15 protein-coding genes are annotated in these 13730 nt (G+C 68.6%); 6 read left to right on the forward strand and 9 right to left on the reverse strand.

Features of this window, described 5'->3' with window-relative positions; translation table 11 throughout:
• The first annotated feature begins 2 nt into the window (after window positions 1–2).
• The 3 genes from KBY81_RS05680 (at window position 3) to KBY81_RS05690 (ending at window position 2041) form a co-directional block, all read left to right on the forward strand.
• Window positions 3–410, forward strand: coding sequence for an MGMT family protein (locus KBY81_RS05680; protein ID WP_254975901.1), 408 nt, complete (start codon window positions 3–5; stop codon window positions 408–410).
• A gap of 148 nt (window positions 411–558) precedes the next feature.
• Window positions 559–1587 carry an HD-GYP domain-containing protein gene (locus tag KBY81_RS16605; RefSeq protein WP_254975902.1) on the forward strand — a complete coding sequence of 343 codons (1029 nt, stop codon included), beginning with the start codon at window positions 559–561 and terminating at the stop codon, window positions 1585–1587.
• Window positions 1588–1609: 22 nt separating this feature from the next.
• Window positions 1610–2041, forward strand: a complete 432-nt coding sequence (locus tag KBY81_RS05690) for a PPC domain-containing DNA-binding protein (protein ID WP_254975903.1) — start codon at window positions 1610–1612, stop codon at window positions 2039–2041.
• Here KBY81_RS05690 and KBY81_RS05695 read toward each other — a convergent pair.
• The 9 genes from KBY81_RS05695 to KBY81_RS05735 form a co-directional block, all read right to left on the reverse strand.
• Complete coding sequence (locus tag KBY81_RS05695; RefSeq protein WP_106220306.1) at window positions 1992–2942, reverse strand: F0F1 ATP synthase subunit gamma; 951 nt, start codon at window positions 2940–2942, stop codon at window positions 1992–1994. The two genes, KBY81_RS05690 and KBY81_RS05695, sit on opposite strands and share 50 nt — an antisense overlap.
• Before the next feature lie 13 nt (window positions 2943–2955).
• A complete protein-coding gene (gene atpA / locus KBY81_RS05700) occupies window positions 2956–4473 on the reverse strand; it encodes a F0F1 ATP synthase subunit alpha (RefSeq protein WP_106220305.1) in 1518 nt (505 codons plus the stop codon).
• Window positions 4474–4537: 64 nt separating this feature from the next.
• Entirely contained in the window at window positions 4538–5086 is a 549-nt protein-coding gene (gene atpH / locus KBY81_RS05705) for an ATP synthase F1 subunit delta (RefSeq protein WP_254975904.1), read from the reverse strand.
• Complete coding sequence (locus tag KBY81_RS05710) at window positions 5086–5601, reverse strand: F0F1 ATP synthase subunit B (protein WP_106220303.1); 516 nt, start codon at window positions 5599–5601, stop codon at window positions 5086–5088. The genes atpH and KBY81_RS05710 overlap by 1 nt, the downstream gene beginning before the upstream one ends.
• Entirely contained in the window at window positions 5601–6083 is a 483-nt protein-coding gene (locus KBY81_RS05715; protein ID WP_106220302.1) for a F0F1 ATP synthase subunit B', read from the reverse strand. The genes KBY81_RS05710 and KBY81_RS05715 overlap by 1 nt, the downstream gene beginning before the upstream one ends.
• Window positions 6084–6183: 100 nt before the next feature.
• Entirely contained in the window at window positions 6184–6429 is a 246-nt protein-coding gene (atpE, locus tag KBY81_RS05720; RefSeq protein ID WP_015110594.1) for an ATP synthase F0 subunit C, read from the reverse strand.
• A gap of 154 nt (window positions 6430–6583) precedes the next feature.
• Window positions 6584–7312, reverse strand: coding sequence for a F0F1 ATP synthase subunit A (gene atpB / locus KBY81_RS05725; protein WP_106220301.1), 729 nt, complete (start codon window positions 7310–7312; stop codon window positions 6584–6586).
• Between the two features lie 74 nt (window positions 7313–7386).
• Window positions 7387–7860 carry an ATP synthase subunit I gene (locus tag KBY81_RS05730; RefSeq protein ID WP_254975905.1) on the reverse strand — a complete coding sequence of 158 codons (474 nt, stop codon included), beginning with the start codon at window positions 7858–7860 and terminating at the stop codon, window positions 7387–7389.
• A 46-nt stretch (window positions 7861–7906) separates the two neighbouring features.
• Window positions 7907–9148: a class I SAM-dependent methyltransferase gene (locus tag KBY81_RS05735; RefSeq protein WP_254975906.1), complete on the reverse strand. Its 1242-nt coding sequence runs from the start codon at window positions 9146–9148 to the stop codon at window positions 7907–7909.
• Window positions 9149–9297: 149 nt separating this feature from the next.
• On the opposite strand from KBY81_RS05735, the gene KBY81_RS05740 reads away from it, so the two are divergent.
• The 3 genes from KBY81_RS05740 (at window position 9298) to apcB (ending at window position 13727) form a co-directional block, all read left to right on the forward strand.
• On the forward strand, window positions 9298–12324 hold the full coding sequence (locus KBY81_RS05740) for a phycobilisome rod-core linker polypeptide (protein WP_106220497.1): 3027 nt from the start codon (window positions 9298–9300) through the stop codon (window positions 12322–12324).
• Between the two features lie 385 nt (window positions 12325–12709).
• Complete coding sequence (locus tag KBY81_RS05745; RefSeq protein WP_015110589.1) at window positions 12710–13195, forward strand: allophycocyanin subunit alpha apoprotein; 486 nt, start codon at window positions 12710–12712, stop codon at window positions 13193–13195.
• A 43-nt stretch (window positions 13196–13238) separates the two neighbouring features.
• A complete protein-coding gene (apcB, locus tag KBY81_RS05750; protein ID WP_015110588.1) occupies window positions 13239–13727 on the forward strand; it encodes an allophycocyanin subunit beta in 489 nt (162 codons plus the stop codon).
• Window positions 13728–13730 lie beyond the last annotated feature (3 nt).

The raw sequence follows: 13730 nt of genomic DNA on the forward strand, positions 1-13730 counted from the left end.
CGATGGCGAAGTCCGAGGCTTTTGCGCGCATCAAGAAGCAGGTTCTCACGGTGGTCGCGTCGATTCCCGAATCGAAGCTCACCACTTACCAATCCATCGGCGAGCATCTGGCGGTGATGCCCCGGCATGTCGCCTACATCCTCAGCCAGCTGGAGGACGGCGCCAAGCTGGATGTCCCCTGGTACCGGGTCGTGTCAGCAGATGGAAGCCTGGGCGTGACCAAACGGGATCCCAACGGCGACACCCAGGCCGAGCTGCTCCAGCGGGAAGGGATCAGCGTGGTGGGCCATGCGGTCGTTCCCCCGCTGGCGTCCGTGATGGTCCCGGCCGCGGCGTTGGGCCATGGAATCCCCAGGCAGGAACGCCCGGCCGTGACTCGCCGTGCACCGAAACAGATGCGAGGTCACTGACACAGGTGTAGCGTGAAGACAACAGAAACACACCGACCGCCGTTGCAGGCGCTTCGTGCCGTTCTGCTCATCTGGGAAGGAAGAGGATATGAACGCTTCCGTAGGGAAGGGAAACGGCTCCAATGGCGCGCGGTCAGCGGCCCATGCCGTGGCGACCTGCACCCCCTCCGGCCTGTCGTTGCCGTTGGAGCAGGCCCTGACGGAGCGGATGAAGGAACTCCACTGCCTCCAGCAGATCGAATCCATCATCAGCACGAGCCAGGGCCCGATCGACGCCATGCTCGAGCAGATCGTGGCGACCATCCCGGAGGCCTGGCTGCATTCGGGCAGCGCCGTCGCCAGAATCCGTCTTGGCGACCGCTGCTATCAGACGGGCGATCTCGAGCGCTGCCCGTCGGTGCAGTCCGCGGAGATCTGGGTCAGGGACACCCTCCACGGCTCGGTGAGCGTGGGCTACAGCGACCGTTTCGAGGCGGCCGGCGAGGGCCCCTTCCTGGCGGAAGAGCGGCTGCTGCTCGACACGATCGCCACCCGTCTCGGCAGCCTCATCGCCAGGGAGCTGGCGGAGGCCGGATGGGTCGACACCCTCAGACAGCAGGAGCTCCTCTACCGGCAGCTGCTCTCGGTGCTGGGGGGGATGGCGGAGATGCGGGACCCCTACACCGCCGGTCACCAGAAGCGGGTGGCCAACCTGGCGGTCGCCATCGGGGCGGATCTGGGACTTTCGCCCAAGGAACTGGAAGGCGTGCGGCTGGCGGCGTCCGTGCATGACATCGGCAAGATCACGGTGCCGGCGGAGATTCTCTGCAAGCCCACCAAGCTCAGCCGCCACGAGTACGACCTGATCAAGGAACATGTCGAGGCCGGCCACGAGATCCTCAAGGACGTGGCCTTCCCCTGGCCGATTGCCCGCATCGTCCTCGAACACCACGAGCGGATGGACGGCAGCGGCTACCCGAACGGCCTGGCCGGCGACCAGCTGCTCCTGGAATCCCGCATCGTGGCGGTGGCCGACGTGGTGGAGTCCATGTGTGCCCATCGCCCGTACCGGGCCGGGCTGGGATCCGACGCCGCCCTCAGGGAGATCGAAACCAACCGCGGTCGCCTCTACGACTCCGCGGTCGTGGATGCCTGTCTGCGGGTCTTCCGCGACAAGGGCTACCGCTGCGGCTCCTGACCCCGGAGGCCCACGCCACGCCATGACATACCACCCCCTCCGTCTGCCGCCGGGTGTGGATCTGCGCAGGGAACTCGAACAACGGGCCCAGGCGGATCCGGAGCTCTGCGGCTTCGTCGTCTGCGGGATCGGCAGCCTGGAGAGTCCGGTGCTGCGCTTCGCTGATCAGGACGCAGGCATCGTGCTGGCCGGTCCGCAGGAGGTGATCCTGCTGGCAGGCAGCCTCAGCAGGGATGGCGCCCACCTGCACCTGGTGGTGGCGGATGCCGAGGGCCGGACGATGGGCGGCCATCTCTGCCACGGAAGCCGCGTGCGAACGACCATGGAACTGCTGCTGGCGCGGACGGAAGGCTGGCAGCTGGGCCGGGAGCGGGATCCCGCCACCGGCCACCTGGAGCTGCGGGTCAGCCCATCGCCGCCGCGCCACCCACCACTTCCAGGATCTCCTGGGTGATGGCGGCCTGGCGGGCCTTGTTGTAGTCGAGGGTGAGGGTCTTGGCGAGCGCCTTGGCGTTGTCGCTGGCGTTGTTCATGGCCGTCATCCGGCTGGCCAGTTCACTGGCGGCGGCTTCCTGGAGGGAGCGCAGCAGCTGGTTGGCCAGGTAGAGGGGCAGCAGGGCATTGAGCAGCTGCTCCGGGCTCTGCTCGAACACGAAGTCCGGCTGCAGGGCCGGCTCGGCGTTCTCCACCTTGCCGGTCTCCACCCCGAGGCGGCCGTCACGGGTGATGAGACGGAAGATCTCATCGTCGGAGCTGGCGATGCCCTGGGGATCGAGGGGCAGCAGGGTCTGCACAACCGGCTGGGAGCTCACCAGGTTGATGAAGCGGGTGAAGACGATCTCCACGCGGTCGGTGCTGGCGGAGAGGAACTCGGCAAGCACTTCGTTGGCGATTTCGTTCGCTTCCTGGGAGGTGGGCACCTGCTCCAGACCGGTGAAGGTGGCCCGGATCGGGTAGGAGCGGTTGGTGAAGTAGGTGATGGCCTTGCGGCCCATCAGCACCATGTCCACCGTGAAGCCCTGGCCCTTGAGCTCGGCGAAGCGCTGCTCAGCCCGGCGGATCACGTTGGCGTTGTAGCCACCGCAGAGACCCCGGTCCCCGGTGACCACCAGCAGGGTGATGGTGCCCACCGGACGGCGCTCGGCCAGCAGGGGCGAGTCGGCCCCCTCGAAGCCCATGCGGGACTCGAGGTTCTGGAGCACCCGGGCCAGACGGTCGGCGAAGGGGCGGGTGCGCAGCACCTGCTCCTGGGCACGGCGCACCTTGGCGGCGGCCACCAGCCGCATGGCTTCGGTGATCTTGCGTGTGTTCTTGACCGAACTGATCCGGTCACGGATTGCCTTGAGATTGGCCATGGGTGGTGGCTCCTCAGGCGGCGGCCAGCATCGAGGAGGTGACCTCGACGATGGCGTCCTTGAGCATGGCCTCGGACTCGTCGCTCAGCACCTTCTCGGTCTGCACCTTGTTGATGTACTCGGGCTTGTTGCTCTTGAGGTACTCACGCAGTTCGCGGGCGAACTGGGGCACCAGCTCCACGGGCACGTCGTCGATCAGACCCTTGACGCCCGCGTACACCACAGCCACCTGCTCGGCCAGGATCAGGGGGCTGAACTGGGGCTGCTTGAGCAGTTCGCGCAGACGCTTGCCCCGGGCCAGCTGGGCCTGGGTGGCGGCGTCAAGGTCGGAGGCGAACTGGGAGAAGGCAGCCAGTTCGTCGAACTGGGCCAGTTCCAGCTTCAGGGTGCCGGCGATCTTCTTGATGGCCTTGGTCTGGGCGGCGCCGCCCACCCGGCTCACGGAGATGCCCACGTTGATGGCGGGACGGAGGCCGGAGTTGAACAGGTCGGAGCTCAGGAACACCTGACCATCGGTGATCGAGATCACGTTGGTGGGGATGTAGGCCGAGACGTCGCCGGCCTGGGTCTCGATGATCGGCAGGGCGGTCATGCTGCCCTTGCCCATGGCGTCGGACAGCTTGGCGGCCCGCTCCAGCAGGCGGCTGTGGCAGTAGAAGACGTCGCCGGGGTAGGCCTCACGACCGGGGGGACGGCGCAGCAGCAGCGACATCTGGCGGTAGGCCTGGGCCTGCTTGGTGAGGTCGTCGTACACCACCAGAGTGGCCTTGCCCTTGTACATGAAGGACTCGGCGATGGCCGCGCCGGTATACGGGGCCAGGTACTGCAGGGCCGCCGCTTCCGAGGCGCTGGCCGCCACCACCACGGTGTAGTCGAGGGCGCCGCGCTCACGGAGCACTTCCACCACGTTGGCCACCGAGGCGTTCTTCTGGCCGATGGCCACGTAGACGCAGACGACGTCCTCACCCTTCTGGTTCAGGATCGTGTCGATGCAGATGGCGGTCTTGCCGGTCTGGCGGTCGCCGATGATCAGCTCGCGCTGGCCGCGGCCGATGGGGATCATGGCGTCGATGGCCGTGATGCCGGTCTGCATCGGCTCATGCACCGACTTGCGCTGGATGATGCCGGGCGCCATCGACTCGATCAGGCGGGTCTCGGTGGTGGCGATCTCACCCTTGCCGTCGATCGGCTGACCCAGGGCGTTCACCACCCGGCCCAGCATGGCGTCGCCCACCGGCACGGCGGCGATGCGGCCGGTGGCCTTGACGGTGCTGCCCTCCTGGATGCCCAGGCCCTCGCCCATCAGCACGACGCCGACGTTGTCGTCCTCCAGGTTCAGCGCCAGGCCCTCGGTGCCGTCCTCGAACAGCACCAGCTCACCGGCCATCACCTGCTCAAGGCCGTAGACCCGGGCGATGCCATCACCGATCTGCAGGACGGTGCCGACGTTGCTGACAGAGACCGACTTGTCGTAGTCGGCGATCTGCTTCTTGAGGATGGCGCTGATCTCGTCGGGGCGGATGGAAACCATGGGTGGGAGTCCCCGGAGGGGAGGCGATGAAGTGAGGAGAGGAGGGGAGGGGAGGGGGGAGGCGTCAGCTCACGTTGGCGAGCGACAGACCGAGGCGCCGAACCTGGCCGGCGAGGCTGGCGTCGATCACCCGGGAACCGACACTGAGGACGAACCCGCCGATCAGGGCGGGATCCACCGCAAGGCTGATCTCCACCTTGTCGGTGCCGGCCACGGCCTTGGCCTTCTCGGCGAGCAGCGCCTGCTGCTCTTCGCTGAGGGGGCTCGCCGAGGTCACGGTGGCCAGGGCGATCTGGTTCTGCTCGCGGTAGAGCTCCAGGAGCCGCTCCAGAACGGCATCGAGGAAGCCGATGCGCTGGCGGTCGGTCAGGAGCTTGAGCAGGTTGAGGAAGGAGGGGGAGATGCTGCCGCCGAAGAGTTGCTCGAGCGCCGCCTTCTTGCCCTCGACCTCAAGCACGGGGGAGGCCATCGCCTCACGCAGGTCGCTGGAGTCGTGCCAGAGGGCGAGGATTGCCCGGGCCTGTTCGATCACCGCCTCGGTGTCACCGTTGGCGTCACACACCTGCAGGAAGGCGTCGGCGTAGGGGGTGGTGATGGTATTGAGCAGAGGCATCAGGCGTTCCCCATCGATTGAATGGACTGGTCGATCAGCCGGGCCTGGGCGCTGGCGTCGAGGCGGCCGGGCAGGCTCACCAGTGCTTTGGCGATGGCCATCTCCGCCGCCTCGCGCTGCAGCAGACGGCTGACGCGGGAGATCTCCGAATCGACGTCGGACTGGGAGTCCTGCTTGAGGCGAGCCATCTCCTCGACGGTGCGCTTCTCGCTGTCGAAGCGGATGGCCTCGGCCCGGGCCTTGCCGTCGGCGCGGATCTTCTCGGCACGGGTGCGGGCCTCACCCAGGCTGCTCTGAGCCTCGGCCAGGGAGGCGGTGGCCGCCTTCAGGCGCTCCTCGGCATCCTTGAGTTCGGCCAGGATCCGCTCGCGGCGGCGCTCCAGGATCCCGCCGAGGAATCCCCTCAGGAACCAGGTCAGCCCGGCGATGACGATCGCCAGGTTGATGATGTTGGTCTCGAAGATGTCGAGGTTGAGGCCGAAGCTGCCGTGGCTGGCCAGTAGCGGAGAGATCATCATGAGGCGGTCAGGAGACGGTCGACGATGAGGTCGGCGAGCCTGTCGGCATCGGCCTCAAGAACGCTCAGGGCTTCGGCGCGCTGAGCATCGATCTTGCTGCGGGCACTTTCGCGGCTGGCGATCGCTTCGGCCTGGGCCACCGCCAGGGCCTCCCGGTAGAGACGGTCGGAATCCTGCTCCGCCTCGAGGATCACCTTCTGGGCCTCAAGGCGGGCCCCCTTCAGCTGCTCCTTGAGGTCGGCCTCGAGGCGCTCGGCCTGGGCCAGCTTCTCCTTGGCCTGGGTCCGGCTGGTGGCGATGTAGCCCTCACGGTCCTCGACGGCCTTGCCGACCGGTCGGAAGAACAGGCTGTTGAGAATGAAGGTGAGGATCACCACCTGCAGCGCCATGAGCGGCAGGGTGGCGTCGAGGTCGAACAGACCTCCCTCGGGCGACCCTGCGGTCGCACCTGCCTCGGCGAGCAGAAGCCAGCTGGTCATGGGGCAATAAGGCGGGCGGTGGTGCAGGCGTGGACGGAGCCGGGGGTGGAGAAGGGCCGCAACGGACGGGCGGCCCTGTCATCCCCGCGACGGCCTCCGATCAGGAGAAGGGGTTGGCGAACAGCAGCACCAGGGCGACCACCAGGCCGTAGATGGTGAGCGATTCCATGAAGGCCAGGGAGAGCAGCAGGGTGCCGCGGATCTTGCCTTCGGCTTCGGGCTGGCGGGCGATGCCTTCGACGGCGCCGCCGGAAGCGGTGCCCTGGCCGATGCCAGGACCGATGGAGCCGAGACCGACGGCAAGACCAGCAGCCACGACGGACGCAGCGGAAGTAAGGGAATCCATGGTGGGGTTAGAAATGTGGGGCGCCGGGGAAGCGCGGAAGGAACCTTGTCGAGAACCCTGCGCCGGGGACACCTGGGAAGGCGGGCCCGGATCGAGCCGGACCTGCGCGCAGAGAGTTTGCCAGACCGAGGGAACGGGCCGGCGAGCGGGAGACCTAGTGGTGCTCCTCGTGGACGGCCTCACCGATGTAGTAGGCCGCCAGGGTGGCGAAGATCAGGGCCTGGATGGCGCTGGTGAACAGGCCGAGGAACATCACGGGCAGGGGCACCACCAGGGGCACCAGGAAGGCCAGCACCGCCACCACCAGTTCGTCGGCAAGGATGTTGCCGAACAGACGGAAGGAGAGCGAAAGCGGCTTGGTGAAGTCCTCGACGATCTTGAAGGGGAGCATGATCGGCGTGGGTTCCACGTAGTACTCGAAGTACCGGAAACCCTTGCGGCTCAGGCCCGCATAGAAGTAGGCCAGCGACACCAGCAGCGCCAGGGCGATGGTGGTGTTGATGTCGGCGGTGGGGGCGCCCAGTTCACCGTTGGGCAGATGGACCAGCTTCCAGGGGATCAGGGCCCCGCCCCAGTTGCTCACGAAGATGAACAGGAACAGGGTGCCGATGAAGGGGAGCCAGTCGCGGTAGGCCTTCTCGCCGATGTATTCGCGGGCGATGTCGCGCAGGTAATCCCAGAGGAACTCCAGCAGGTTCTGCACGCCCCGGGGGTCGCGCTCCAGGCGGCGCGTGCCCACCACCACCACGGCGAGAAGGGCACCGATCACGACCCAGGAGCTCAGGAAGACCTGGCCGTGGATCTTGTAATTGCCGAGCTGCCAGTAGAGGTGCTGGCCGACCTCGAGGGCGGCGAAGGGAAGGGCGAGGGGCAACGGAGCCATCGGGGATAGGACCTGGCGGAACGTCGGGTGCCGCAAGGCGGCTGAAGTGGGCCGCCGGAGCGGCTGAAGCGGTATCAGGTGTCGAGGACGGCCTGAACGATCAGGGCGGGCTTGTAGAGGAGAAAGCCCAGGACGGCGGGCAGGATCTCAAGGACGGGGAGCCTGGCGGCCGCGACCACCAGCACCACGGGCACCAGCAGCTGGGCCTTGCCCACCCCCTTGGTTTCGACGCCGAAGCGGGTCACGCTGCGGGCCAGGAGGCGGAGGTACAGGAGTCCCGCCAGGGCTCCCACCAGCAGGCTGAAAGCGGTGGGGAGGTCGAACCACAGGGCCGTGAGGGGCACCGCCAGGGCGGTGGCACAGACCGTGGAAAGAAGGATCCGGCGCTGCAGCCGCAGGTAACCGTCCATGCCGTTGTTCACCGTCGCCGGAGCGGCGGGGAGTTCAGGCTGGGGGAGAGGCTCGTTGGCCGGATGGACTGCGACCTCTTCGGTCGACGTCTCCGCGGGGGGGACGGCATCCGGGGAGGGGGTCAGGGCAGCCTGCAACCGACGAGGCTCCGTCTTGGCGTGCGGACTTTATCACTCGGCCCGTTCAGGCTTTAAGCAACAGAAGCACCCGCTCCGCCAGCAGCCGCCGCGCCGCCGCCACCCGCTCGGCGGGGCCCTGGGCCAGGGGCAGCGCCCCGATCGGCGTGGCGGCGGGGGCCGCCTCCAGGGCCTCCATCAGGGCCAGCTCCTCCTCCGTGAGGGTCAGGGGACGCAGGTCGGGGCCCAGCAGCGCCGTGGAGGGCCAGCCCCACAGGCAGCGGTTGCACTCGCCCCCGGCCGCCAGCAGGGCCGCGTCGCTCAACGCCTGCGGCGCCGTGTCGCTCCAGGCCGCCGCCTCCGGTACCCCGTCGCCCTCCTGGCGGCGCAGGAAGAACTCGAAGTGGCTGATGTCGGGATCGAGGCTCTCCACCAGGGCCCACTGCTGCCGCGCCGGCAGCGCCCGGGCCCGCTCCAGCAGTTCCCCCTGCAGCAGCCGGGCCGGATCCCAGACCTCGGGATTGGAGAAACCGGCGAAGCGGATCCCGGGCTGGTCAACGAAGCGGAACAGGCGCTCGAGGTCGTAGCTGGTCTCCTGGGGGTGGAGGTACATGTCGGCGAAATTGGCATCGGCGGCGGTGTCGAGGGCCCAGCGCTGCTCGTGGTGCCGCCGCAGGCGGTTGGTCTCGGGCAGGGTGGCGAACAGCTCCCGGCCCAGCCGCAGACCCGCCGGTCCGGTGCCCACCCCCATCAGGGCCAGGGCCCGCTGGGTGCGGTGGATCTCCCAGCGGCCGCCGTCGGCATAGAGAAAGAGGTGCAGCAGCCCCCCCGGCCGCAGCAGGGGCACCAGGGCCCGCAGGCCCTCCTCGGGCCGGTCGAGGTGGTGCAGCACCCCCACCGAGTTGATGTAGTCGAAGGGTCCCTCCCCCGCCAGATCGAGCAGGCTGCGCTGCTCGATGCGCAGCTCCTCCACCCGGGCGGCGGCCCCGGAGCGGGCAGTGCGCTCCCGGGCCACCGCCAGGGCGCCGGCGCTGATGTCCACCGCCAGCACGGTGGCCCCCGGGTTGAGGTGGCAGAGATAGTCGGTGCTCACCCCCGTGCCGCAGCCGGCGTCGAGGATCCGCCAGGGCCGCGGCCGCGGCGGCAGGGCCCCGTCCACGGCCGCCACCACGCTGTCCACGCACCAGCGCCAGTTGTATCCCGGCGGCGGACCGTCCTGGAGGGGGTCCCCCGGGTAGGGGAAGCGGTCGTAGAAGGCGCTCACCACCGGCGTCGCGGCGTCCAGCGGGGCCTCCGGGGGGTGATCCATCAATGCCTTGGTGCGGGTTCCGGCAGCATTCCACGGCGCCGGCCGCCGTTCAGCGTGAGCGCCTCAGAAGGCTGCAAACATTTGTTCATCCCGCCCCGGGGGGCCAGGGGGCCAGCCGTAACGTGACCCAGCCCGGCTCGCTCTCGTTCATGACCGTGACCGCCAGCAGCGGCAGCACCAGGGTCGCCCCCCAGCGCTACGACACCCTGCCGCTCTCCAGCGTCCGGAAAGCGGAGCAGCAGGACCGTTTCCCCGACGGCGGCGAACTGGACGCCCTGACCACCTTCTTCCGCAGCGGCCAGATCCGCGTCGAAGCCGCCCGACGGATCTCCGCCAACGCCGACGCGATCGTGGCCCGGGCCGCCAACCGGATCTTCACCGGCGGCACGCCCCTCTCCTATCTCGACGCCCCCCTCAGCACGCCCAGCGCCGGAGCGGGCGATGGGGTCGCCCTCGCCGCCGACCAGGCCGCATTCCAGCGGTCGGTGCGCACCTTCGCCCAGGGCTCCGGCGGCAGTGGTCTGCTCGGCCGCATCCTTGAGGGTGTCCAAGCCGACGCCGACGTGCGGGTCGTGCTGCCCAGCGGCTTCAACCCCATCTCGGTGGCGATCTACGGCAACGCCCGCATGCGCAAGTCGCTGCGGGACATGGCCTGGTTCCTCCGCTACGTGGGCTATGCCGTGATCGCCGGCGATCCCAGCATCCTGGCGGTGAACACCCGCGGCCTGCGCGACGTGCTCGAGAAGGCCTGCTCCCTGGCCGCCACCAACGTGGCCCTGCAGGAGATGCGCGCCGCCGCGGCCGGTCTGTTCAAGGGGGAGCCGGACTCCCGCCAGCTGGTGATCGACTGCTTCAACGTGCTCCTCAAGGAGCTCGAGATCCCCACCCCTTCCACCCGGGCCCGCCTGGGCAGCCCGGTCAACCAGGGCCTGCAGCTGCCGGCGATCTATGCCCTCGCCGCCGAAGGCGCCCAGCGCTTCGTGATGAAGCCGGGCCTCTCCGGTGCCGAAAAGGCCGAGGTCATCCGTGCCGCCTACCGCCAGGTGTTCGAGCGGGACATCGTCAAGGGCTACTCCCAGGTGGTCTGCCCGGTGGAGGCCACCCAGGTGCGCCAGGGCCAGCTCTCGATGCGGGAGTTCATCCGCGCCCTCGGCCGCAGCAAGGTCTACCGGCGCCAGTTCTATGGCCGCTTCTCCAACAGCCGGGTGGTGGAGCTCGCCTTCCGCCACTTCCTCGGCCGTGGTGTGAGCTCGATCGAAGAGTTCCGCCAGTACTTCGCCATCGTCAGCGCCAAGGGGCTCAACGGCCTCGTCGATGCCCTGGTCAACGGGATGGAGTACGCCCGGGTCTTCGGTGAGGAGACGGTCCCCTACCTCCGCGACATCGGCGAAGAGGCCCAGGAGAGCGCCGGCTGGGGCTCCAACCGCAACCTTTTCCGCTTCAGTGCGCCGTTCGAGGGGGCGCCCCAGTACATCACCCTCTACGCCTCCTACCGCCAGCCCCTCGCCGACCAGCATCCCTACGGCGGCGGCAACGATCCCCTGGCCCTCACCTACGGGGCGATCTTCCCCTCCAGCACGGCCTCGGTGGCCACCCGCCCGGCCCCCTTCAGCTACGACACCCGCCGGATCCTGATCGGCAACGGCATGGCCCAGCCCGGGCCCATGGACAGCGCCCAGTTCCGTAAGGCCACCCCGCGCCGGGTCGGGCCGAAGGTGGTGCGCCTGCGCCAGATCGCCACCGGCGGCAGCTCCACTCCCCGCCGGGGGGGCCAGCCCAGCATCCGCGGCACCGAATCCAGCACCCAGGCCGTCATCAATGCGGTCTACGTGCAGGTGCTGGGCACCGCCGGCTACGCCGGTGAGCGCAACAAGGTCGAGGAGATCAAGCTCGAGAACGGCGACATCAGCCTGCGGGAGTTCGTGCGCCAGGTGGCCCGCTCCAATGCCTTCCGTCGCCGTTACTGGAGCGGCCTCTACATCACCAAGGCCATCGAGGTGATGCACCGCCGCATCCTCGGCCGGCCCACCTTCGGCCGCTGGGAGATCAACGCCTACTTCGACACCGCCGCCCGCAAGGGCTTCTACGGCGTCGTCGACGCCATGATCGAAGGCCGCGAATACAACGACTGCTTCGGCGAGGACACCGTTCCCTACGAGCGCTTCATCACCCCGGCCGATCGCAACGCCCGCCGCGTCCCGGGCCTGGTGCGCACCCTGGAGACGGTCGCCGACATCACCCCCCTGCAGCGGCCCACCGTGCCGGTGGCCCAGGAGATCCGCACCGTCGGCGATCTTGTCCCCCGCAACCTGCCCGCCCGGCCCAAGGTGCGTGGGCAGTGGAAGGCGGAGGTGGCCGGTGGCCAGGGAGCCACGGCCGCCACGGGTGCACCCAGCGGTCCCGGAACCCTCCGGCAGCCCCCTGCCCCCACCCGCAGCTGGAGCCAGTCCCCCTGGCAGCCCGGTGGCGGCGCCGCCCCCGTCTGGCGCAGCGGCGTCCCCAGCTCCGGTTCCGGCAACGGCTTCGTGGCCCCTTCCAGCCTCGGCATCGCCGGCGGCTGGAAGGCCCTGGTGGGCACCAACCTGCTGAGCGGTGCCGCCACCGCCCCCGACGGCGCCATGGCCAAGGCCCTGCGGCCGGGCGCCCCCCAGGGCTTCCGTCGCCGTCAGAGCCTGTCGAGGCCCGTGCAGCTGCTCCGCGATCCCAGCGAGACCCAGGTGCAGGAAGTGGTGCAGGCGGTCTACCGCCAGCTCCTCAACCGGGTGCCCTTCGCGGCCGAACGCCAGATGGATCCCGAATCCCAGCTGCGCGACGGTCAGCTCTCGGTGGCCGAGTTCGTGGCCCAGATCGCCGGCAGCGATCTCTTCCAGCAGCGGCTGCAGCGGATGGCCCCCCTGCGGGCCGCCTCCGCCGCCTACCTGGCCCTGCTCGGCCGGGCCGCCATGCCGGCGGAAGTGAGCCGCTTCCTGGCCACCCGCGCCACCGCCGGCCAGCAGGCCGCCGTCGCCGAGCTGCTCAACGCCCGGGAGTACGCCACCGCCTTCGGCCAGGACACCGTGCCCTACCTGCGCGGCCTCGGCACCGAGGATGGCGTCCCCCTGACGACCGTGAACCGCACCGCCTCCCTCTACGGCGGCAACGCCGGGCTCACCCCCTCGCTGAAGGGCGCGATCTGATCAGACCCCGGGCCATAATGGGTGCCCGCTGAGGGGTGCCCATCGGCGCATCCGATGATCCCCCGGGTCTGACCCGGGGGGTTTCTTTTGGTCCGTCTCTACAACGAGACGAAGAGATTGGGCTGTCGATGCACCTGCGGTGCCGGGGACGGCAAGCTGAAAAGATGAACAATTGCTGCGCCTGGACGGTGATAACAACTCCGGCCAAAGCCGTTGCAAGCCAAGGGATCTCGCGACCCGATCCGCCGTGAAGAACTGTTACCGGCTGCCATGGGAGCGACGGCCCTTGCCACAGAATGATGCGACGGTCGGCCAAGCCGATCACCACTAACCCACCGGATACCGGTCTCCTTCACGGTGACCGCTTGTTTCGAGGCAGAACTGCATGAGCATCGTCTCCAACTCGATCATCAACGCGGACGCCGAAGCCCGCTACCTCAGCCCTGGCGAACTTGACCAGATCAAGTCGTTCGTGGCAGGGGGTCAGCGTCGTCTGCGCGTCGCCCAGGTCCTGGCTGAAAGCCGGGAGCGCATCGTGAAGCAGGCCGGAGGCCAGCTTTTCCAGAAGCGCCCCGATCTCGTCTCCCCCGGCGGCAACGCCTACGGGGAAGAGATGACGGCTTCCTGCCTGCGCGACATGGACTACTACCTCCGCCTGGTCACCTACGGCGTGGTCGCCGGGGATGTGACCCCGATCGAAGAGATCGGCGTCATCGGGGCCCGCGAGATGTATCGCGCCCTCGGCACCCCCCTCGAAGCCATGGCGGAAGCCGTGCGCGAGATGAAGACCGCAGCCACGGGTCTCCTCACCGGCTCCGATGCCGAAGAGGCCGGCTTCTACTTCGACTACGTGGTCGGCGCCCTCTCCTGAGGTTTCACCTCCCTATCGTCCAAAGCCATCAAACCCAGGATCCATGCAAGACGCCATCACCAACGTCATCAACCAGGCCGACGTCCAGGGGCTCTATCTCGACGGCAGCTCCATGGGCCGCCTCGAGCAGTACTTCGCCAGCGGTGAGCTGCGGGTGCGTGCCGCCGCCACGATCAGTGCCAACGCTTCGGCCATCATCAAGGAAGCCGTCGCCAAGGCCCTGCTCTACTCGGACATCACCCGTCCGGGCGGCAACATGTACACCACCCGCCGTTACGCGGCCTGCATCCGCGACCTCGACTACTACCTGCGCTACGCCACCTACGCCATGCTGGCCGGTGACACGTCGATTCTCGACGAGCGCGTGCTGAACGGCCTCAAGGAGACCTACAACTCCCTGGGTGTGCCCATCGGCGCCACGGTGCAGTCGATCCAGGCCATGAAGGAAGCCACCGCCTCCCTCGTCGGTCCCGATGCCGGTCGTGAGATGGGCGTCTACTTCGACTACATCAGCTCCGGCCTGGGCAACTGATCC

The sequence above is a fragment of the Cyanobium sp. Lug-B genome, assembly GCF_024345635.1.
Classification (GTDB): domain Bacteria; phylum Cyanobacteriota; class Cyanobacteriia; order PCC-6307; family Cyanobiaceae; genus Cyanobium; species Cyanobium minutissimum.